Source organism: Myxococcus sp. AM011 (assembly GCF_013372595.1).
Classification (GTDB): Bacteria; Myxococcota; Myxococcia; order Myxococcales; family Myxococcaceae; genus Myxococcus; species Myxococcus eversor.
This window is the reverse complement of record NZ_JABXEM010000081.1, coordinates 17,928-38,478: the sequence shown is the minus strand read 5'-3', so window position 1 is coordinate 38,478 and position 20,551 is coordinate 17,928. Positions and strand designations below refer to the sequence as shown.

The following is a 20,551-nucleotide window of genomic DNA, read 5'->3' as shown; positions in this document are numbered from 1 at the left end:
GTGGTGTTGAGGGCGGGGGCGGCGTGGGAGCCGGAGGTGCTGAGAGAGGCGCTGGCGAGGAAGCTGCCGGAGCACATGGTGCCGCCAGCGTTGATGAAGCTGGAGGCGCTGCCGCTGACGCCGAGTGGGAAGCTGGCGCGAGGGAAGTTGCCAGCGCCGAACGTGGAGAGTCTGCGCGGCGCGGCGCCCTTCGTGGCTCCACGAGACGAGATGGAGACGCGGTTGGCGGAGGCGTTCGCCTCGGTGCTGAAGCTGCCGCGTGTCAGCGTCACCGACAGCTTCTTCAGCATGGGCGGCCACTCCCTGCTGGCGACGCAGCTGGTGTCCCGCCTCCGCTCCCAGCTCAAGGCGGAGGTGCACCTCAAGACGTTGTTCGAGGCGCCCTCCGTCGCCGCGCTGGCCAGACGACTCGAGTCTTCGCCGCGTGAGCCGCTGAGCGTGCTGCCGCCGCTGGTGCGTGCATCGCGTGATTCACTCCCGCCGCTGTCGTATTCCCAGGAGCGGCTGTGGAGGTTGTTCAAGGCAAACCCCACGTCCACGGCCTACAACCAGCCCGCGGCGTACCGGTTCAAGGGCGCGCTGAAACTGGATGCACTCCGCGCCGCGGTCCAGGGTCTGGTGGACCGCCACGCGTCGCTGCGCACCACGTTCAGCGAGGTGGACGGCAGGCCGGTGCAGAAGGTCGCGGAGTCGATGCGAATCGACCTGCCGCTGGAAGACTTCCGAGGGCGGGAGGACGCGGAGACGGAGTTGCTCCGGCGAATCGCCGAGGACGCACGCCGGCCCTTCGACCTCACCCGTGGGCCGCTCGTGCGCGGCTCGCTCATCCGGCTGGCGGATGACGAACACCTGTTCATCTTCAGCAAGCACCACATCCTCTCGGACGGCTGGTCGGAGAGCATCATCACCCGCGAAGTGGTGCACCTGTACTCCGCCTTCGCGCGGGGCGAGACGCCCAGGCTGCCGCCGCTCGACATCCAGTATCCGGACTACGCGGCCTGGCAGCGCCGATGGCTCTCCGGCGCCGAACTGGAGACGCGGCTGGACTACTGGCGCGGTGCCCTGGCCAAGGCCCCGAAGCTGCTGAACCTCCCTGTCGACAAGCCCCGGCCCGATACCCGCACCTTCAACGGCACGTCGATCTCCGTCTCGCTGGGACGCGCGCGCAGCGACGCCCTCAACCTGCTCTGCCAGCGGGAGCGGGTGACGCCCTTCATGGCGCTCCTGTCGCTCTTCGGCACCCTGCTGTGTCACCGGGCGCGCCAGGAGGAGATCGTCATCGGCTCGCCCATCGCCAACCGGGCGCTGCCGGAGCTGGAGTCGCTCATCGGCCTCTTCGTCAACACCGTGGCCCTGCACGTGGACCTGCGCGGCAACCCGAGCTTCCGTCAGCTCCTGTCGCGGGTCCGCGACGTCACGCTGGGCGCCTACGCGCATCAGGAGGTGCCCGTCGACCAGGTGGTGGACACCCTCGTCCCCCAGCGACAGCTGAACCGGGCGCCGCTCTTCCAGGTGATGTTCGTCCTCCAGAACACGCCCATGGAAGCGCTGGTGCTCCCGGAGCTGACCCTGGTCCCCATGCCCGCGGACCGGGGCGCGTCCATCTACGAACTCACGCTGTCGCTGCAGGAGCGCGCGGATGGCTTCTCCGGCTTGCTGGAGTTCAACACCGACCTCTTCGAGCCCGACACACCCAGACGTCTGCGCGAAGCCTTCACCGTGCTCCTCGAGCGGGTGCTGGCGTCGCCGGACCTGTCGGTGGGAATCGATGCGGTGGTCCCCGGATTCGAAGTGCAGGAGTGAGCGCCGTCATGGAACTCAAGAATCGCTATCGCAACACCGAGTCGATGATTGGCCACGGCAATCCATCCTTCACCGCCGCGAAAGAGGCGGGGCTGCTGGACTTGTCCGTGCACAACACCGGACGCGGCTCGCTCTCACTGCCGGATGGCCGTGAGTTCATCAACACCTGCTCATGTTCGTACCTGGGGCTCGATTCGCACCCGGACGTGCTCCAGGGCGCCATCGACGTCCTCCAGCGCGAGAAGACGATGACCATGTCCATCTCCCGTCTGCGCGTGCGACTGGCGGACCTGGATGCGCTCGAGGAGGAGCTGACCCACCTCTGGCGCGTGAAGACGGTGGTCACCAACTCCGCCAGCTCCGCCAGCGCGGGCCTGCTGCCCCTCATCGCCTCCGGACACCTGCTGCCGGATGGACAGAAGCCCATCCTCGTCTTCGACAAGTCCGCGCACTTCTCGATGAACCTCATCAAGCCCATCTGCGCGGATGAAACCCACGTCGTCACCGCGCCCCACAATGACTTGAACTTCCTGGAGGACCTCTGCCGCAAACACGCGCGCGTCGCGTATGTCGCGGATGGCTTCTACTCGATGGGCGGCGTGGCCATCGTGAAGGACCTGTTCGCCCTCCAGGACAAGTACGGCCTGTTCCTCTACTTCGATGACTCCCACTCGCTCTCCATCTACGGCGGCGCGGGAGAGGGCTACGTGCGCGCGACGATGGAGGGCGAGGTCAACCCTCGCACCATCATCATCGGTTCGCTGGGCAAGGGCTTCGGCACCGCGGGCGGCGCCATCATGCTCGGGCCCAAGCACCACGCGGACCTGGTGGGCCGCTTCGCGGGACCGCTCGGCTGGTCACAGAGCCTGGCGATTCCAGCCATTGGCGCCAGCGTGGCCTCCGCCCGTCTCCACGGCACCCCCGAGCTGGCCGCGCGGCAGAAGGCCCTGCGCGCCAACGTGCGCTACTTCGACGAGCGGGTGCGCACCCGGACCTCGGGCGAGGACTTCCCCATCAAGATCATCGACGTGGGGCCAGAGGCTGTCGCCGTGGAGTACTCGCGCAAGCTGATGGAGCGAGGCTTCTACTCGTCGGCGGTGTTCTTCCCCATCGTCCCGAAGGGGCGGGCGGGGCTGCGCATCATGCTTCGCTCCAACATCTCTTCCGAGGACCTCCGGCGACTCTGTGACGTCGTCCTGGAGCTGACCTCGCCCGGCACCTGAGCCGAGGAGCCACGCGCATCATGACCATGCCCTTGCAATGCAGGTCCTTCCTGGTGACTCCCGCCATCGACCCCTCGCGCTTCGACAAAGCGCTGGAGGTGGGGGCGGACATGGGATTGCTGGACCTGGAGGATGGCGTCCCCGAAAGCCTCAAGAACGAGGCGCGCCGACTGGCCATCTCCTACCTCTCCTCTTCGAGACCGCGCGGGCCCCTGTGCCTGCGCATCAACAGCCTGCGCACCGAGGCGGGCCTTCGCGACGTGCTCGCCCTCCTGGACTCCAACGCCCGGTTGGAGGCCCTGCTGCTGCCGAAAGTCGAATCCCCGTCGGAGATTCATCAAGTGGAGGCGCTGCTCGGCGAGCGCTTCCCGGAAATGTCCCTGCTCGCCATCATCGAGACGGCGCGCGGCGTGGAAGCGGTGGACGCCATCGCCATGTCCACCCCCCGCCTGCGGGGCCTCATCTTCGGCGCCGCGGACCTGTCCGCGCAGCTCGGCGTCCCCCTGGCCTGGGAGCCGCTGCTCTACGCGCGCTCCCGCATCGCCATGGCGGCGACCATCGCCGGGGTGAGCGCCATCGACTCGCCGTTCTTCGACCTGGAGGACCTGGCGGAGCTGGAGGACGAGACGCGCCGGGTCTGCGCGCTGGGCTACACCGGGAAGATTGTCATCCACCCGGACCAGGTGGGCGTCGTCCACGCGGCGCTGCGGCCCACCGCGCAGATGGTGGCCCATGCGCGGCGCGTGCTCGCACAGGCGGGGGACGGAAAAGGCGGCATCCACGTCGTCGGAGGGAGCATGATTGGTCCTCCGCTGGTGACGGTGGCTCGGCGCGTCCTGGCCAGCGTCCAGCTCGAGGAGGCCCTGTCACCCGTCCAACTCCGGGCGGGCTCCAGGAGTGGAGACTCATGAAGAAACTGGTGGCCGCCCACAAGAAGGTGGGCAAGCAGCGCTACCGTGAGACACACGGCCTCTTCTACGAGGACTTCGAGGTGGGGGACGTCTTCGAGCATCGTCCGGGGCGCACCATCACCGACGTGGACAACATGTGGCAGTCCCTGCTGAGCCTCAACACCCACCCGCTCCACATCGACGCCGTCTACGCCAGCAAGACGGAGTGGAAGCAGCCGCTCATCTCCAGCCTCGTCACGCTGGCCATCGTCGGGGGGATGAGTCTGAACAGCACCAGTGCCAAGGGCGTGGCGAACCTCGGGTGGGATCGCATCCGGTTGACGGCCCCCGTCTTCGTGGGGGACACCCTGTACGCGGAGAGCCGTGTGCTGGCGAAGCGGAAGTCCCGCTCCCGCCCGAAGCAGGGAGTCGTCACCGTGGAGACCCAGGGCCTCAAGGCGGACGGCACCGTCGTGATGACCTTCGAGCGCTCCTTCCTCGTGCCCTTGCGGCGCCATGGCGTGGATGTGGATGCGAACTACTGAAGTGATGACGGCGGTGGTGGTTCGGACCCCAGGTGGTCCAGAGCAGCTTCACCTGGAAGAGATGCCCCGCCCCACTCCCGCCCCTGGTCAGCTCCTCGTCAGGGTGCGCGCCTCCGCTCTCAACCGCACCGACACCACGCAGCGCGCGGGCGGCTATGCGCTGCCTCCAGACGTCACCAGTCCGCTGCTCGGCGTGGAGGTCGCCGGTGTCGTGGAGGCCGTGGGGCAGGGCGTCCGCGCCTTCGTGCCCGGCCAGCGCGTCTTCGGCCTCGTGGATGGCGGCGGGTACGCGGAGGCGTGTTTGATGGAAGAGGGCATGGCGGTGCCCATTCCAGAGGGCTGGTCCTTCGTCGAGGCGGCGGCCACGCCGGAGGCGTACTGCACGGCGCACGAGTCCCTGCTGGAGCTGGGCGGGCTCGCCTCGGGTCAGTCCGTGCTCATCCATGCGGGTGGAAGCGGAATCGGCACCGCCTGCATCCAGGTGGCGCGCTCGGTGGGCGCGCGGGTGTTCATCACCGCGGGCACGGAGGAGAAGAAGCGCCGGTGTCTCGCGCTGGGCGCGGACGCGGGCGTGGTGCGCACCCAGGAGGACTTCGCGCCAGCGCTCGCGCGGTGGACGCAAGGGCGCGGCGTGGACCTGGTGGAGGACTTCGTCGGCGGCGCGGCGCTGGAGCGCAACCTGGCCTCACTGCGCCTGGGCGGGTGTCTGCTGCTGGTGGGGCTGATGGATGGAATGCGCGGGGACATCGACTTGAAGCAGGTGGTGCTGCGCCGGCTTCAAATCAAGGGCATGGCCCTGCGTCCGTTGCCGCTGCCCGCCAAGCTGGCCGTCATGCGGCGCTTCCAGGAGCGGTGGCTGCCGGAGCTCGTCGCCGGCAGGGTCCGCCCCGTCATCGACTCCACCTTCCCGCTGGCGCGCGTGGCGGATGCTCACCGCCACATGGAGTCCAACGCGAGCTTCGGGAAGATAGTGCTGGAGCTCTGAGGCTCAGCTCCCCGTGGCCAGGCGGACGTCCCGCTTCGGCGCGGCTTCCGGCGTGTGCAGCAGCGCGTAGGGGTCCAACGCGTCGCCGCCGACCGTCTCCAGCCCCACGGAGGTTCCCAGGCCCAGCCGCTCCGCGTGCTTGAGGAAGAGCGCGGTGACGACCTGGTCCTCCAGCGCGTAGCCCGTGGAGTCGAACACGGTGGGCTTCTCCCGCCACGGCTCGTACACGTCCGGGTTCTTCACCAGGGTGATGAGGTCCGGGCCCACCTGGTCGGGGCGGATCTGCTGGCACTCGCCCTCCACCAGGCACTGCACCGTGAAGTCGGGGCACACCAGGCTGCGCTCCAACAGCGACTTCGGCAGCTCCGTCTTGCCGGGCAGGTCGGAGCCCACGGCGTTGATGTGCACGTGCGGCTTGAGATTCTTCTCGGAGAGGACGGGCCCGCCTCCCACGGCGACGGAGGTGGCCGTGCAGATGATGTCCGAGCGCTCCTCCAGCTCCGCGAGGGGAACAATCTTCACGTTCAGCCCGAGGAACGCCGTGCGGCGCGCGAACGACTCCTGCGCCTCCGGATTCGTGTCGTAACCGAGGACCTCGGTGATGGGGAACAACCGGCTGATGGCGTGGAGCTGCGTCACCGCCTGGGCTCCGCAGCCAATCAAGCCGATGACGCGGCTGTCGGGCGAGGCCAGGCAGCGCGTGGCCACCGCGGAGGCCGCGCCCGTGCGCAGCGCCGTGGCGAAGACGCCGTCCATCAGCGCGATGAGGTGGCCGGAGCGCACGTCATAGAGGCTGTTGGTCGCGATGATGGTGGGCAGCCCCCGCTCCTCGGGGTTGTGAGGGCTGTAGCTCACCATCTTCACCGTCACCGCGTGCCCGCGCTGCATCACCGGCATCCACTCCAGACACCCCGGCTGGCGCGCGGATTCCAACAGGAAGCCGTCCCGTTTGCGGACCTCCGTCTGCTCCCCATCGAAGGTGCGCAGCGCTTCGGTCAGCGCGTGGATGAGTTCGTCCATCAGCGCGTTCGCGCCGACCTCCTCCACGATGCAGCGCAGGTCGGACCGAGTCACCAACAGCGTCCGTGTCGCGTCGCTCTTCACTCGAGATACCCCTGGGCTGAATCACTGTTTCAGCAGCTCACGCGCGAAACAGGGCCTGCTGATAACACAGGTCTGTAGTGGGGGCGCAAACTAGCAGGGCTTTCATGTTCGCGAACAGGGGGGGCTCAACCCGGCGAAAACTGGAGTATTTGCAGGGTCATCGCTCCGTGACGTGAACGATGCAGCGGAATCCGATGTGTGTGGTTCCGCTGTCAACGGCCTGCGGAGAACGCGCCGCGGGGCGGTAGCGCAGGCAGTAGTTGGACGCGCAGAGGTGGCTTCCGCCCTTGAGGACGCGGCGCGGAATCTTCACCTGCGGCGTGCAGGGGTCGAAGCTCGCGCCGTGCGACGGAGGGCCTCGGGGATTGACGGGGATGCAGCACGCCTTGCCCCCGTTGCCCTGGTGGCGCTCCTGGAACCAGTCCGTGGTCCACTCCCAGACGTTGCCAGCCATGTCGAACAGGCCGTACCCGTTGGGTGGGAAGCTCCCCACTGGCGAGGTCCCCTCGAATCCATCCGTGTTCAAGTTCTGCCAGGGGAACTCTCCCTGCCAGATGTTCGCCATTTGCTGCCCTTCCGGTGAAAACTCGTCTCCCCAGACGTAGACCTTGCGGTCCAGGCCGGCGCGCGCGGCGCGCTCCCATTCGGCCTCGCTGGGGAGGGCCTTGCCGACCCATGCGGCGTAGGCCTCCGCGTCCTCGTAGGCGACGTGGACCACGGGATGTGACTCTCGGCCCTTCCAGGTGGTGCCGTGGCCCTCCGGCTGTTTCCAGCAGGCGCCGGGCGTGTAGGCCCACCAGTTGGACAAGTCCTTCAGGTCCACGCGCTGAGCCGTCTTGCGGAACACGAGGGCGCCGGGCACGAGCAGCTCCGGCGCCGCGCCCGGGAAGTCGTCGGGATTCAGGGGGCGCTCGGCCACGGTGAGGTAGCCCGTCGCGTCCACGAAGCGCGCGTAGTCGGCGTTCGTCACCGGATGGCGGTCCATCCAGAAGCCGCTCACCGTCACCTGGTGCTCGGGCCGCTCCTCCGGATAGTGGCGGTCCGAGCCCATCCAGTACGTGCCCCCGGGGATCCACGCCATGCCGGGGAACGGCGCTTCACCGGGCGCCGCATTCGTGTCGACCTCGTTCTCGGGGCGCGACACTCGCGACTCCAGTTGCGTGGCTCCCTCGACGACATCCGTGCTGCTCATCTGGCGCCTCGTTCCGTGGAGGGGACTCGATGAGTTCCCCAGGCGGCAAGCTGGGTGGCCCCGGCGCGCGCGACAAGCCGGCCCTCCAGGGTGGGGCTCCCGAGGCGACGCACGGAGCAGACGCGGTCCGGGCACCCGGTCCTGCGAGCGCCCGGCGTGGAGCCGCCGCGCGGATTGGCGGCCTGTGCACGCGTGGACAACGTCCTCTCGCCAACGCGGTTCGACCCGAACCGACAGCCCCGCGAGCGGTGGGCGGCGGATGGAGCGCGACGGACATGAGCACCGACACGACGACCGAGACGCAGACGGGCGCACTTCGAGACGACGAGACGCCCGACACGCGAGCGCTGCAAAAGCTCAGCCCGTTCGAGCTGAAGGACACGCTCATGACGCTGGCGGATGAGTCCGCGAAGACGCGCGCGGCGGTGATGCTCAACGCGGGCCGGGGCAATCCCAACTGGATCGCCACCACGCCGCGCGAGGCGTTCTTCCTCTTGGGCCAGTTCGCGCTGCGCGAGTCGCGTCTGACGTGGAACGAGCCGGACGTGGGGCTCGCGGGCATGCCGAGGTCCCCGGGCATCGCCGCGCGACTGCGGCGCTTCCTCGACGAGAGCGACGACAGCGCGGCCATCCGGCTCCTGAGAGACTCGGTCAACTACGGCGTCTCCAAGCTGGGCTTCGACGCGGACAAGTTCGTCTGGGAGCTGACCGACGCGGCCATCGGCGACAACTATCCGGTGCCGGACCGGATGCTCGTCCACGCCGAGAGAATCGTGCGGGCCTACCTGGCCCAGGAGATGTGTGACAACCGTCCGCCGCCGGGGAACTTCGACTTGTTCGCCGTCGAGGGTGGCACCGCGGCGATGACGTACATCTTCCGTTCTCTGATGGTGAACGGCCTGCTCCAGAAGGGCGACACCATCGCCCTGGGAACGCCCATCTTCACGCCGTATCTGGAGATACCGCGCCTGGAGGAGTTCGACCTGCGCACGGTGGACATCCGCCAGAGCGCGATGACCGAGGAAGGCCGCCACGCGTGGCAGTATCCGGAGTCGGAGCTGCGCAAGCTGGAGGACCCGCGCATCAAGGCGTTCTTCGTCGTGCACCCCGGCAACCCCGGCGCGACGGCCATGCGGCGCGAGTCATTGGACCTGCTGGTGGACCTGGTCCGCACGAAGCGGCCCGACCTGCTGCTGCTCACCGACGACGTGTACGGAACCTTCGTCGAGGGCTTCCGCTCACTCGCCGCCGAGCTGCCGCACAACACGCTCCTGGTCTACTCGTACTCGAAGCACTTCGGGTGCACCGGGTGGCGCCTGGGCGTCGTGGCGCTCCACGAGGACAACATCATCGACTCGATGATTGCCCGGCTGCCGGAGGGCCAGCGGGAGATGCTCAACGAGCGCTATGGCTCAATCACCCTGGAGCCGGAGCGGCTGAAGTTCATCGACCGGATGGTGGCGGACAGCCGCGCCGTCGCCCTGAACCACACCGCGGGCCTGTCCCTGCCGCAGCAGCTCCAGATGAGCCTCTTCTCGCTGTTCGCCCTGCTGGACAAGGACGACGCGTACAAGAAGCGCTGCCGGCGAATCTGCCGCGACAGGCTCGCGGGCTTGTACCAGGGCATGGGACTCGACCTGCCCGAGGACCCGCTGCGCACCGCGTACTACCAGACGTTGGACCTGGACGTGTGGGCGCGAAAGAACGTGGGCCAGGACTTCGTCGAGTACGAGGAGTCGCGGCATGACCCGCTCGACATCGTGCTCTCCCTGGCGCGACGGCACGGCGTGGTGCTGCTCAACGGCAGCGGCTTCGAAGGGCCGGAGTGGTCGGCGCGGGTGTCGCTCGCGAACCTGGATGACGACGAGTACCCCCGCATCGGCCAGAGCCTGAAGGACATCGTCATCCGCGCCATCGCGGAGTGGAAGGGCCGCGACCTGGACTCGTGAGGTTCCGTGACGCCCACCCCGAATCGAGAGGTCCGCCATGAACAGTTCGAAGAACACGGTGCGAGGGCTGCTGTGCGCGCTGGGCTTGCTGCTGACGGGCGCTGGAATCGCGGCGCAGGAGAGCCCGCCGCCGACGAACCCGGGCTCGTCGAAGGATTCGCCGAACACCGAGGAGGCGCGGGCCAAGAGCCCCGAGGAGATGGCCTCCGTGCGCATCCTCGCCACGGGCGGCACCATCGCCGGGGCGCAGGGCAATCCCCAGGGCTACGGCTACAAGTCCGGCGCCTTCAAGGTCGAGGACCTCATCAAGGCCGTCCCCAACCTCGACAAGGTGGCGAAGCTGACCGGTGAGCAGGTGGCGAACATCGGCAGTCAGGACATGAACGACGCGGTGTGGCTGAAGCTGGCGAAGCGGACCAACGAGCTGCTCGCTTCGCCGGACGTGGACGCCGTCGTCGTCACGCACGGCACCGACACGCTGGAGGAGACGGCGTACTTCCTGGACCTGGTCGTCAAGAGCGAAAAGCCCGTCGTGCTCGTGGGCTCCATGCGTCCGGCCACCGCCATCAGCGCGGACGGGCCGGGCAACCTCTACAACGCGGTGTCGGTGGCGGCGTCCCCCGAAGCGAAGGGGCGCGGGGTGCTCATCGTCATCAACGATGAAATCCACACCGCGCGCAACGTCACCAAGACGAACACCACCAACGTGGAGACCTTCCGCAGCCCGAACCGCGGCCCCGCGGGCGTCGTCAACACCGGGGAGGTCCACTGGTTCGAGCGGATGGACAAGAAGCACACCGTGGACTCGGAGTTCTCCGTCACCGGCAAGAACACGCTGCCCCGGGTCGACATCCTGTACGCCCACGCGAACATGAGCCCGGACCTCATCGACTCGGCGGTGAAGAACGGCGCCAAGGGGCTGGTCATCGCGGGGGTGGGGGACGGGAACATGACCCAGCCGGCGCTCGACACGCTGGCCCGGCACGTGAAGAAGGGCGTGGTGGTGGTGCGCAGCACGCGACTGCCCAGCGGGCTGGTGTTGCGCAACAACGAAATCAACGACGACCAGAAGGGCTTCGTGGCCTCCGGTGAGCTGAACCCGGCGAAGTCGCGCGTGCTGTTGCAGCTGGCCCTGCTGGAGACCAAGGACCCGACCCGGGTGCAGCGGATGTTCGAGGAGTACTGATGGCCAGCTCCCGCCTGCTCCCTGACTTCTCCCTGGTGAGGGGAGGACCCCTCTTCGAGCTGGAGCGCGGCCTGCACCTCATCGGGCCGCCCCGGTTCAAGGCCTGGCGGGCCGCGCTGTGCTTCACGCTCGTGAGCTGGGCGCCGCTGGCGCTGCTGACGCTGTTGCAGGGCGCGGGAGCCATGCGTCTGTTCCTCGCCGACTACCAGGTGCATGCGATGCTCCTGCTGTCGCTGCCCGTGCTCGTGGCGGCGGAGCCGTACATCGACAGCCGCGTCGGGGCGGCGGCGCGGCAGTTCCTCCGCGCGGCCCTGGTGGAGGAGAAGGACCGCGCGTCGTACGAGGCCATGGCTCGGGGACTGACGCGGTGGCGCGATGCTCCGCTCGTCGAGCTGCTGTTGCTGGGCCTCGTCATCGCGCTCGCGCTCATCTCCACGCCGGACCCGGCGAGGCAGTGGAGCATGGTGGCGGACCCGACGCCCCGACTGTCGCTGGCGGGCGGGTGGTACGAGTACGTGAGCGAGCCCCTGGCGCGCTTCCTCGTGTTCCGGTGGATATGGCGCGCCTTCGGCTGGGGCGTCTTCCTCCTGCGCGTCTCCCGGCTCCCGCTCCGGCTGGTTCCCACCCATCCGGACCTGGCGGGCGGGCTGGGATTCCTCGCCATCTGTCAGGCCAGCTTCGCGCCGGTGGTGTTCGCGGTGGCGGTTCCCGTCGCCGCCTATTCGTTCCGGACCAATGCCTCGGCCATCACCGAGTCCCCCCTGGACTACGTGATGCCGCAGGTCCTCTACACCGTCCTCGCCTGCCTCGCGGTGTTCGCCCCGCTGGCGTTCTTCTCCCGGCAGCTCGTGCACGCCAAGCGGCAGGGCGACCCGTGGTTCTCCGCGGTCGCCGCGCATCACTCGCGCCGGTTCGAGGACAAGTGGTTCCGCCGGAATCCAGGCGTGGATCCGCTGAGCTCGGAGGACTTCTCGTCACTGGCGGACCTGGGCACGTCCTTCGTGGTCGCCCGGAGGATGAAGCTGTTTCCCTGGGACCAGCGCTCGCTCATCGCGGTGGCGGCGGCGGGCCTGGCGCCGCTCGCCATCCTCCTGGTGCTCGACAGGCAATTCCTCGCGGTGGTGTCCCAGCTCAAGAAGAGCCTGAGCTGAGCCTTGGCGGGCGCCCGGGTGCCCGGGTGCCGTGGGCTCCCTCGAGGAGGTGGCGGTGAGGATAACTATCCGGGGGCTCCACTGCGCGCCGCCCGCGAGGAGGCGAGCATGCTCAGGTCCGTGATCGCATTCGTGTTGGGCAACATCGTGACCCTGTTCATGTTCACCGAGGGACTGGCGCGCCGTCCCGGGGAGATTCGTCACGTCCTGGAGCGCCCCGCGCTCTACGTGCGCGCCCTGGTGGTGGTGTTGCTGCTGGTGCCCCTGGTCGCCCTGGCGGTGGTCAAGGTCTTCCACCTGCCGACGGTGGTGGCGAGCGCCATCCTGTTGATGGCCGTCTGTCCCGGCGCGCCGCTGCAGGTGAATCAGGCGAAGGCGCTCGGCGCGAATCCCTCTACCTCCATCAACCTGCTGCTCCTGTTCAGCGTGTTCGCGCTCATCACCGTGCCGCTCTGGGTGATGGGCGTGGACCGGTTGCTCGGCGTCGAGTTCAAGGCGAGCCCGGACCTGGTCTTCCGCCTGCTGGCGGTGAAGATCCTCCCGCCGCTCGCGGTGGGCATCGCCGTGCGCCACTACGCCCCGAACGTGGCCAAGGCCCTGGCGCCGTGGTGCGGCAAGGTGTTCAGCGTGCTGTTGCTCGCCGTGTCCGTGGGGGTGCTCTTCATCGTCGGGCCCAGGCTCATCCACATCGCGTGGATCGCCATCTTCGCGTTGGTGGTCATCATCACCGTGTCGGTCCTGCTCGGGCACTGGGCCGGAGCGCCCAGGCTGGAGGACCGCAAGGCGGTGGCGCTGGCCACCGCCTTCGCGAACCCCGTGCTGGCCATGACCATCATCATCCAGAGCTATCCCAACTACCGGGCCCTGGAGGTCGCGGGCGTGGTGGGGGCCTACATCGTCATCCGGTTGCTCGCGCTCACTCCCTACAAGTTCTGGGTGAAGCGTCAGCGCGATTCGGAGCCCTCGCGGCACGCGCCGTCGGATGGCGTCCCGGTGTGACGTGCTCCGTCAGCGCTTGAGGCGGGCGGGGTCCTTGGGGTGGATGCTCACCTTCGCCCAGATGAAGCCCAGATCGCCCCAGTCCTGCACCGCCTTGACGGTGACGTGCTGACCGACGCGCAGCGCGCCCAGGAGCTTGCCGTACGCGGCGGGCTCGCCCTCGGGCGGGTCGTCTCGCAGGAGCGAGGGGGCGGTGCTCTCCAGCGTGCTGCCCACGAAGCGCTGGGGCGGCAGGGACCACTCGGCCTGGGATTGCTTGCAGTAGAAGCAGGTGCGCCAGGTGTTGGTGCCCGACAGGTACTGGCCCAGGTAGACCCAGGCGTCCTTGCTGCCCTCGCCCAGCCGCGTCGCGAGGTCCGGCGCGCTCGCTTCGGCCTGGGAGAAGACCTGCACGGCGGGCGCGTCCCGGTCATAGAGACGGGGCGTGCCTTCCCGTTGCAGGGAGACCTGGTCGGCGGCGATCTTCTGGGTGAGCTGCACGGCGAGCATCCGGGTGATGGGGTCTCTGAGCCGCTCCAGCAACGCCGGATGGGCGTGGATGGAGAGGGGCCCGTAGAAGGAGTCGCTGGCGACGATGCGCTCGGTCTGCGCCGCGCCCTGGAGGTTCTTGATGTGGCTGGCGATGAGGTCGCTGGCGCTCTCCTCCTGCCAGAGGAACTGGCCCAGGAGTCGGCCCTTGTCCTTGGGGCCCAGGGCCCAGGCGGTCATCACCTCGTCCTGGTTCTCCTCCAGGCACTGGCGCTGCGCGTCGCTCGCGTCCACGGCCAGCTCGGCGTCTCCGTAGGCGTAGCTGGTCTGCATCATCGACACCTGCTTGCCCGCGAGAAGTCGGCCGATCTCCGCCTTCTGGTAGTTGGCCATGTCGCGCGCGAAGGCATGGCTGGAGCGGGAGAGGGCGGAGAGGGGCGTGGAGATGGGGCCTGTCGTGTCCTCGTTCTCGTCCAATGACGACGGCTTCGCGCCCGAGTCGATCTCCACGAAGAGCACGCCCCGCGCCTTGAGCTGCTTGAAGAACAGGTCGATGCCCGCCTGCGCCTGGGGGTTCTTCTTCCAGCGCTCCGTGTCCGTGAGCCCTCGCAGCAACAGGACGAAGGTGTCGAGCCCGGTGTTGTCGAAGACGCCTCCGTCGATGAGCGGCTCGCGGTGCCCCTTCGCGTCGATGACTCCGGGCAGGTCGACGACGAAGGGGAAGTTCGCGGACGCGCGGACCGCGTCGGCGAGCGCGATGTCCCCCGTCGTGGTCAGCTCGCTGGTGGAGCGGGCCTGGGCCTCCGGCTGGGTGCCATCACTCACCATGCGCGGGGGCAGGGGAGGCTTGCCGGTGACGACCCGTCCGCCCGTGCGCGCGCTGGCCGTGTTGAGGAAGAGCAGGGGGACGCTGCCATCCTCGGGGAGGCTCGCGGGCCAGCCCAGGTAGTCGGACCAGAAGGACGCCAGGCCTCCGCCACGGCTCACCCCCGGCATCACCACGCCGCGCAGCAGGGGCGCGTTGAAGTCGACGAACATGTCATCGAGCGCATCGCTGCTCAGCGGCCACAGCCGGTCCGCCGTCAGGCCACAGGCGCCGTTCATCAGGTGCGACGCGAGCTCCTCGCGAGGCGCGTGCTTGAGCGGCACGTCGGCCGGGACAATCTCCCCCAGCGTCCCCGCCGCCAGCCGGTGCGAGAAGTGCGCGCTGGCGACGCTGCCGCCGGAGACGCTGCTGATGAAGAGCACGTGGTCCGACAGCGGCTGCGCGCGGCACCGCTCCGAGGTGGCGTCGGGGACGCTCACGTGCATCCGGCTCAGGCTCTCCAACGTGAGCATGGCGAAGATGGCCGCGCGCGAGCCGCCTCCCGCCGCGGAGACGAAGACCACCGGCCCGTCACACATCTGCTCCAGGCGACGGTTCGCCGTGCCGAGCCAGCGGGTGAAGAGGACGTCCTCGCTCGCGGACGCGCCCTCGGCCAGCGGCAGGGGCGTGAGGGACTCCTGCCTGTCCAGCAGGTTGACGACGAGGAACCCGGAGGCCAGCAGCGCGAGGGCGAGCACGGCGCGCTGGACCACGCTCTCCACCAGGTCGAGCGCGCGGGCAGCGCACAGAATCACGAAGAGCAGGTGGTAGATGGCCCAGATGGTGTAGAGCCGGAAGCTCGCCTCGGGAATCGTCGGGATGAAGAAGCCCCAGAGCAACTCCGCGAGGAAGTAGGAGCCCAGCGACATCACCAGGCCTCGGGTGATGACCTCCGTCAGGACGCGCAGCGAGGGCTTCCAGGCAATCACCCGGGTGCCCACCAGTCCGAGCACTCCCACGGCCGCCGCCAGCGTGGCGACGAGGATGGGCCCCGAGTCCCTGGCCTTCCATGGCGCGGGCAGCAGCCCCAGGAAGCCGACGAGGCCCAGCGCCAGTCCCGCCACGATGATGCCGAAGTACAGCAGTCCTCCTGGGGTCCGCGGTCCGTTGGCGGGAAACGCCAGGGGGAAGCGTGCCAGCGTCACCAGCCTTCGGCACACCGCGAGCACCGCCCGACTGACGAAGTTGCGGCGCTCCATCCACCGGGGGACGTCCTCGCGCGGCACGAAGACCCACATCGCGCTCATCAAGAAGAAGGCTCCGAGCAGCAGGACGTACGCCCAGAACGTCACGGCCATCAGCGCGGAGCCGCCCGCTTGCAGCGAGGCCACACCGGGCAGTTGCAGCACGATGTTGTGGATCTGCGGCAGGTTCGTCAGCGCGAGGCCGGCCACCAGCAGCGCGATGATGGTCGCCAGCCGCTTCTCGACATAGCCGACCCAGGCGGGGACTCGCGGTGCTTCCCTCAGCGCGCCCGGCACCGCGTGCACCAGCTGATTGCGTCCGCCAGCATCACCCAGGGGAAGTGGGGGCCCGCCGCGCTGCTCCACCACGTTGGGTCTGCTCCTGCTCTGGCGTCGCTTGCTCACGGGCCCCCCTCGTTGGACAGGCGGAACCGTCCGATGAGTTCTGGCTAGTACGGCTTGTCCAGAATATCACCGTTGCGTCTGTCCATGGGCCCCGGGGGGCGGGGTGGACGCCTACTCGTGTGGCGAGGAGCCGTCGTCGAGCCGGGCCAGCCGATGGCGCAGGGCTTCCAGCCGGCGGCGGTCGTCATCGCCCTCGGCGGCGGGGATGGCCTCCTCCACCAGGGCGTTGAGCCGGTGGAGTCCGTCCTTCACGAGCGACCACTCGGCCTTCGAGTGGTGGGTCCGGTGTGACAGGTACTCCACCACACCGTTCAAGGTCTGCGGGTGGATGTTCTTCGCGCCGATGCGCTCCGTCACTCCAGTCCGGTCCAGCATCTGCTGTGTCTGGCTCAGCACGCGGGAGAGCATCAGCGTGATTTCACGGTGCTCCAGCGAGTCCTTCAGCGCGCCGAGCATGTCCGCGCCGGGCACGTCGAGGTCCGAGGTGACTTCCAGGTCCAACAGCACGACGTGGACGGGGGAGGTAGCGCTGTCCACCCGGCCGATGATGGCGTCCCGGAGGGACGTGGCGTTGGCGAAGAAGATGCCTTCGTTCGGACGAATCATCAGCAAGCCGGGCACGGTGAGGGGCGCGGGCTGGCGACGGACATCCGCGAAGTCCAGCGTGCCCGGCGCGCGGCCCAGCTCACTCACGCGGGGCTGGCTGGCACGCCAGACGAGGAGCGCCACGGACAGACCCACGGAGACCATCAGTCCGGGGAGCACCTCGAGCACGAGCACGCTGAGGAGCGCGCCCGCGGCGAGGAGGAAGTCGGTGCGGCGCAGCTTGAAGAGGCGGCGCATCTCCTTCACGTCCATCATCCCCACGGTGGCGAGGATGACGATGGCGGCCAGCGTGGCCTCCGGCAGCGTGCGGAACAACGGGGTGAAGAAGAGCGCCACCAGCGCGAGGATGGCGGCGGCGAGCAGGCTGGACATCTGCGAGCGCGCCCCGGCCGCGTCATTCGCCGCGGACTTGGACAGGCTGCAGCCCACGGAGAGGCCTCGGAAGAGTCCCGCGCCCAGGTTCGCCGCGCCCAGGCCGATGAGCTCCTGGTTGGGGTCCACTTCATACCGGTGCTTGGATGCGAACACGCGCGCCGGGCCAATGGCCTCCGCGAACGCCACCAGCGCGATGCCGAACGCGCCCGGCAGCAGCTTCAAGAGGTCGCCCATGCCCACGTCCGGAATGGCCGGGCCGGACAGGCCCGAGGGGATGTTTCCCACCACCTTCACGCCGTGCCCCTGGAGGCCGAGCACGCCGACGACGACGGTGCCCAGCACCAGCACGACGAGGGACGCGGGCAGGCGTGGCAGGAGCCGGCCTAGCAGCAGCAATACCGCGACGCTCGCCGCGCCGATGACGAGCGTGAGCGGCTGCGTCTGTCCCAGGTGCGTCACCAGGTGCCACAGGCGCTCGAAGAAGTTGCCGCCCCCGGCCTCGATGCCGAGCAGCTTGGGCACCTGTTTGATGGCGATGACCAGCGCGAGGCCGAAGACGAAGCCGGTGAGGACCGACTCCGAGAAGAACTGGGCGATGCGCCCGAGCTTCAGGACTCCGGCGAGGATGGAGATGGCGCCGGCGAGGATGGCCAGGGTGGCGGTGAGCGCGATGAAGCGAGGCGTGCCCGAGGGCGCGAGCGCGGCCACCGTGGACGCGGAGAGCACGGCCACCGTGGCGGAGATGGCGACCACGAGCTGCCGGGACGTGCCCAGCAAGGCATAGAGGACCAGCGCCACCGGACCCGCGTAGAAGGCGGCCTGTGGTGGCACGCCCGCCAGCTCCGCGTAGGCCATGGCCTCCGGAATCTGGAGCGCCGTGATGGTCAGCGCCGCCGCGACGTCGCGCTTGAGCGAGCTCGGACGCCACTTGGGGAGCCAGGACAGGAACGGCAGGAAGCGCGCGACGGAGGGGGCTCCGGGGCTGTGCGGATGGGAGATCTCCGGCATGTGGGTCGCTCCGGCGGTCGTGTCCCTCACACGTTGCTGAGCGCACCCCGGTCCGACAATCGAGCCCGCGCCGATTCGAGCGCTCGCCAGGCCCGGTCCTCCCGGGCCGCGAGGCGGGGCGAGCGAGCGGCGAACGCGGCGGTTCTCGGCGGGCCCTCTCTCGCCGGTCCCCCGGACTGTTGCGTGCAAGTCAGCTCCGGCCCACGTTGCCGGACGTGAGAGCCGGGCAGGTGATTCCGCCGTCCTCGCTCCACGGGAGAGGTGCCACCATGTTGGAGCCATCGACCGCGGGACTGACGGCCCAGGAGATTCAAGACCTGGCGCGCGACGCCTATGTCTTTGGATTGCCGATGGTGGAGCACTACCGGCTCTTCGCGCTGGGCTTCCTGTCGGACTCGCCGCAGGTCCGGCCCGCCAACGTCTTCCTGCACTTCCCCCGGCTCTTCACCCCGAAGGACCGCGATGTCGTCTCCGCGAACAACGACACGCTCTATTCGGAGGCGAACCTGGACCTGCGCGGCGAGCCCGTGGTGCTGGACACGCCCGAGCTGGGGGGACGGTACTTCTGCGTCCAGTTGGTCGACATCACGACGAACAACCTGGAGTACATCGGGACGCGGGCAACGGGAACGGACCCCCGACGCTTCGTCATCGCGGGTCCCGACTGGAAGGGCGAGCTGCCGGAGTCACTGAAGGATGCGCTCGTCATCCGGTCGCCCTCGATGTTCGTGGCGGCGCTGCTGCGCATCGGAGTCCAGGGGCCCGAGGACGTGTCCAAGGCGGCTTCTCTCCAGCAACAGTTCCGCCTGACGCCGCTCCATGTGCTCACGAAGCGCCCCGCGCCGACGCTGCCCGACGTGGTCTGGCCGCCGTACTTCGACGACAAGGCGGACAGCTCGTTGAAGGCGTTCGAGTACGTCAACTTCATGATGCAGTGGCACCGCTTCACGGACGCGGAGCAGCCCTTGCTGGCGCGCTTCGCCCGCATCGGCGTGCGGCCCGGCGCGCGCATGGATGCCCAGGCGTTCGCGCCCGAGGTGCGCGCGGCGATGTTGGAGGGTGTGAAGGATGCGCGCCGGGTCATCCAGAAGCGCCCCGTGCTGAAGCAGGGATGGGAGCTGCCCGACCCGAAGGTGGGTGCGTTCGGGGGCGACTACCCGTTGCGTGCGCATGTCGCGTGGAACTACATCTACGCGAACTCTCCCGTGGAGGCCGTCTATCCCATCACCCACCTGGATGGTGAGGACCGCCTGTTGGATGGGAGCCGGAGTCGCTACGTGCTGCGTTTCCCGGCGGACGCGCTGCCTCCCGCCCGGTTCTTCTGGTCCCTCACGGCGTACGACGCGGACACACGGATGCTGGTGGACAATCCCATCCAGCGCTACTCGGTGGGGGACCGCTCGCGCGACTTGAAGAAGTCGAGCGATGGCTCCATCTCCTTCTTCCTCCAGCACGACGCCCCCGAGCCGCAGCGGGTGGCCAACTGGCTGCCCATCCCCGACGGGCGCTTCTATGTCCTGCTGCGCATCTACGGCCCCACCGGGTCGGCGTTGAGAGGGGCCTACGTCCCTCCGGCCATCGATGCGCTGAGCGATTGACTGACGTCCCGAATGCTCGGAGCCGGGGTTCCCGCCCCCAGGGGAGGGGGCCGTTGACGGGCTGCTCGTCGATGGACATCCCCACCCGGTGCCGCTGCTGGCACAGGGGGATGGATGCGAGCACCGAGCGCGAGGCAATGCGGGTCGTTGGTCCTGGCGATGCTGCTGGTCATCCCGCTGCTTTCGTCCGCTGAAGCGCCGGCTTCCGCGCCGGCTGGAGGCGAGGGCGCGGACCAGCAGGACCTGGCGAAGGCGGTGCAGAATCCGGTGGCCGACCTCATCAGCGTTCCACTTCAAGACAACCTGGACCTGGGCGTGGAGCCCGGGGAGCGGGTGAGGAACACGCTCAACATCCAGCCCGTGGTACCGCTGCCGCTGACGCGGGAATTCAACCTCATCGCGCGGGTCATCCTGCCCATCCTCTATCAACCGGACCTGGCCGACGGGAGTGGCGGGACGTTCGGGTTGGGAGACACATCAGCGACGTTCTTCGTGGCGCCGAAGAAGCCGGGGCTCTTCATCTGGGGCGTGGGCCCGGCGTTCCTGTTGCCGACGGGGACGGCGGACGTATTGGGCACGGGCAAGTGGAGCGTGGGGCCGTCCGTGGTGGTGCTGGTTCAGCCGTCGCCCTGGTCCATCGGCGTGCTGGCCAGCAACGTGTTCTCCGTGTTCGGTGATGATGACCGGGGGACGGTGAACCAGCTGCTGCTCCAGTACTTCATCACCTGCAACCTTCCGAAGGGCTGGTACGTGACGTCGGCGCCCATCCTCACGGCGAACTGGGAGGGGCCCTCTGGAGAGCGGTGGACCGTTCCTTTCGGCCTGGGGGCAGGGAAGGTCTTCACCGTGGGCAAGCAGGCCCTGAATGGCTCCGTGTCGGCCTACTACAACGCGATTCGTCCCGACCTGCCGGGGAGCGCCGAGTGGCAGCTCCGAGTCCAGCTCTCCTTCCTGTTCCCACTGAAGAAGAAGCACTGAGTCCTCCCGGTGAAGGCTGTCACGCCAGCCCGGGTGG

At 68.7% G+C, this 20,551-nt stretch carries 15 protein-coding genes; 11 read left to right on the top strand and 4 right to left on the bottom strand.

The genetic code is table 11. The features are described from left to right. The 5 genes from HUW62_RS18670 to HUW62_RS18650 form a co-directional block, all read left to right on the top strand. The coding region (locus tag HUW62_RS18670; RefSeq protein WP_255203499.1) for a condensation domain-containing protein at positions 1–1,803 on the top strand (1,803 nt) is incomplete at its 5' end. A gap of 8 nt (positions 1,804–1,811) precedes the next feature. Further along, positions 1,812–3,026, top strand: coding sequence for an aminotransferase class I/II-fold pyridoxal phosphate-dependent enzyme (locus HUW62_RS18665; RefSeq protein ID WP_176435180.1), 1,215 nt, complete (start codon positions 1,812–1,814; stop codon positions 3,024–3,026). Between the two features lie 20 nt (positions 3,027–3,046). Next, on the top strand, positions 3,047–3,937 hold the full coding sequence (locus HUW62_RS18660) for an aldolase/citrate lyase family protein (protein WP_176435179.1): 891 nt from the start codon (positions 3,047–3,049) through the stop codon (positions 3,935–3,937). Further along, positions 3,934–4,461, top strand: coding sequence for a MaoC/PaaZ C-terminal domain-containing protein (locus HUW62_RS18655; RefSeq protein ID WP_163869753.1), 528 nt, complete (start codon positions 3,934–3,936; stop codon positions 4,459–4,461). The genes HUW62_RS18660 and HUW62_RS18655 overlap by 4 nt, the downstream gene beginning before the upstream one ends. Next, the gene (locus HUW62_RS18650) at positions 4,448–5,446 is read left to right on the top strand and encodes an NAD(P)H-quinone oxidoreductase (protein WP_163869754.1); all 999 of its coding nucleotides are present in this window, start codon (positions 4,448–4,450) and stop codon (positions 5,444–5,446) included. The genes HUW62_RS18655 and HUW62_RS18650 overlap by 14 nt, the downstream gene beginning before the upstream one ends. A 3-nt stretch (positions 5,447–5,449) precedes the next feature. Here HUW62_RS18650 and HUW62_RS18645 read toward each other — a convergent pair whose 3' ends face one another. Both HUW62_RS18645 and HUW62_RS18640 read right to left on the bottom strand, forming a co-directional pair. Next, positions 5,450–6,520 carry an ornithine cyclodeaminase family protein gene (locus HUW62_RS18645; protein ID WP_368670439.1) on the bottom strand — a complete coding sequence of 357 codons (1,071 nt, stop codon included), beginning with the start codon at positions 6,518–6,520 and terminating at the stop codon, positions 5,450–5,452. A gap of 187 nt (positions 6,521–6,707) precedes the next feature. Then, positions 6,708–7,742, bottom strand: coding sequence for a formylglycine-generating enzyme family protein (locus HUW62_RS18640; protein WP_163869756.1), 1,035 nt, complete (start codon positions 7,740–7,742; stop codon positions 6,708–6,710). A gap of 275 nt (positions 7,743–8,017) precedes the next feature. On the opposite strand from HUW62_RS18640, the gene aspD reads away from it, so the two are divergent. The 4 genes from aspD (at position 8,018) to HUW62_RS18620 (ending at position 13,027) form a co-directional block, all read left to right on the top strand. Further along, complete coding sequence (gene aspD / locus HUW62_RS18635; RefSeq protein WP_176435177.1) at positions 8,018–9,691, top strand: aspartate 4-decarboxylase; 1,674 nt, start codon at positions 8,018–8,020, stop codon at positions 9,689–9,691. A gap of 37 nt (positions 9,692–9,728) precedes the next feature. Further along, positions 9,729–10,877, top strand: coding sequence for a type II asparaginase (locus HUW62_RS18630; protein WP_163869758.1), 1,149 nt, complete (start codon positions 9,729–9,731; stop codon positions 10,875–10,877). Then, positions 10,877–12,028 carry a hypothetical protein gene (locus HUW62_RS18625; RefSeq protein ID WP_163869759.1) on the top strand — a complete coding sequence of 384 codons (1,152 nt, stop codon included), beginning with the start codon at positions 10,877–10,879 and terminating at the stop codon, positions 12,026–12,028. The genes HUW62_RS18630 and HUW62_RS18625 overlap by 1 nt, the downstream gene beginning before the upstream one ends. Positions 12,029–12,136: 108 nt before the next feature. Beyond that, the gene (locus HUW62_RS18620) at positions 12,137–13,027 is read left to right on the top strand and encodes a bile acid:sodium symporter (protein WP_163869760.1); all 891 of its coding nucleotides are present in this window, start codon (positions 12,137–12,139) and stop codon (positions 13,025–13,027) included. Between the two features lie 9 nt (positions 13,028–13,036). On the opposite strand, the gene HUW62_RS50000 is transcribed toward HUW62_RS18620, so the two are convergent. Further along, positions 13,037–15,949 (bottom strand): patatin-like phospholipase family protein, encoded by a 2,913-nt coding sequence (locus HUW62_RS50000; RefSeq protein WP_176435176.1) that lies wholly within the window; start codon positions 15,947–15,949, stop codon positions 13,037–13,039. Positions 15,950–16,060: 111 nt separating this feature from the next. After that, positions 16,061–17,938 carry a SulP family inorganic anion transporter gene (locus HUW62_RS18610; RefSeq protein WP_176435175.1) on the bottom strand — a complete coding sequence of 626 codons (1,878 nt, stop codon included), beginning with the start codon at positions 17,936–17,938 and terminating at the stop codon, positions 16,061–16,063. Positions 17,939–18,207: 269 nt separating this feature from the next. Between HUW62_RS18610 and HUW62_RS18605 the strand changes: the two genes are divergently transcribed. Together HUW62_RS18605 and HUW62_RS18600 are read left to right on the top strand one after the other, a co-directional pair. Then, complete coding sequence (locus tag HUW62_RS18605) at positions 18,208–19,536, top strand: DUF1254 domain-containing protein (RefSeq protein WP_176435174.1); 1,329 nt, start codon at positions 18,208–18,210, stop codon at positions 19,534–19,536. A gap of 114 nt (positions 19,537–19,650) precedes the next feature. After that, complete coding sequence (locus HUW62_RS18600; protein ID WP_163869764.1) at positions 19,651–20,514, top strand: transporter; 864 nt, start codon at positions 19,651–19,653, stop codon at positions 20,512–20,514. Positions 20,515–20,551: the final 37 nt, after the last annotated feature.

What these genes read in the sequence shown, in the direction of transcription:
- HUW62_RS18665 (WP_176435180.1), top strand. Translation starts at nt 1,812, where the DNA reads ATGGAACTCAAGAATCGCTATCGCAACACCGAGTCGATGATTGGCCAC.
- HUW62_RS18625 (WP_163869759.1), top strand. Translation starts at nt 10,877, where the DNA reads ATGGCCAGCTCCCGCCTGCTCCCTGACTTCTCCCTGGTGAGGGGAGGA.
- HUW62_RS18600 (WP_163869764.1), top strand. Translation starts at nt 19,651, where the DNA reads ATGCGAGCACCGAGCGCGAGGCAATGCGGGTCGTTGGTCCTGGCGATG.
- HUW62_RS18630 (WP_163869758.1), top strand. Translation starts at nt 9,729, where the DNA reads ATGAACAGTTCGAAGAACACGGTGCGAGGGCTGCTGTGCGCGCTGGGC.
- HUW62_RS18655 (WP_163869753.1), top strand. Translation starts at nt 3,934, where the DNA reads ATGAAGAAACTGGTGGCCGCCCACAAGAAGGTGGGCAAGCAGCGCTAC.
- HUW62_RS18610 (WP_176435175.1), bottom strand. Translation starts at nt 17,938, where the DNA reads ATGCCGGAGATCTCCCATCCGCACAGCCCCGGAGCCCCCTCCGTCGCG.
- HUW62_RS18640 (WP_163869756.1), bottom strand. Translation starts at nt 7,742, where the DNA reads ATGAGCAGCACGGATGTCGTCGAGGGAGCCACGCAACTGGAGTCGCGA.
- HUW62_RS18605 (WP_176435174.1), top strand. Translation starts at nt 18,208, where the DNA reads ATGTTGGAGCCATCGACCGCGGGACTGACGGCCCAGGAGATTCAAGAC.
- HUW62_RS18620 (WP_163869760.1), top strand. Translation starts at nt 12,137, where the DNA reads ATGCTCAGGTCCGTGATCGCATTCGTGTTGGGCAACATCGTGACCCTG.
- aspD (WP_176435177.1), top strand. Translation starts at nt 8,018, where the DNA reads ATGAGCACCGACACGACGACCGAGACGCAGACGGGCGCACTTCGAGAC.
- HUW62_RS18660 (WP_176435179.1), top strand. Translation starts at nt 3,047, where the DNA reads ATGACCATGCCCTTGCAATGCAGGTCCTTCCTGGTGACTCCCGCCATC.
- HUW62_RS18650 (WP_163869754.1), top strand. Translation starts at nt 4,448, where the DNA reads ATGCGAACTACTGAAGTGATGACGGCGGTGGTGGTTCGGACCCCAGGT.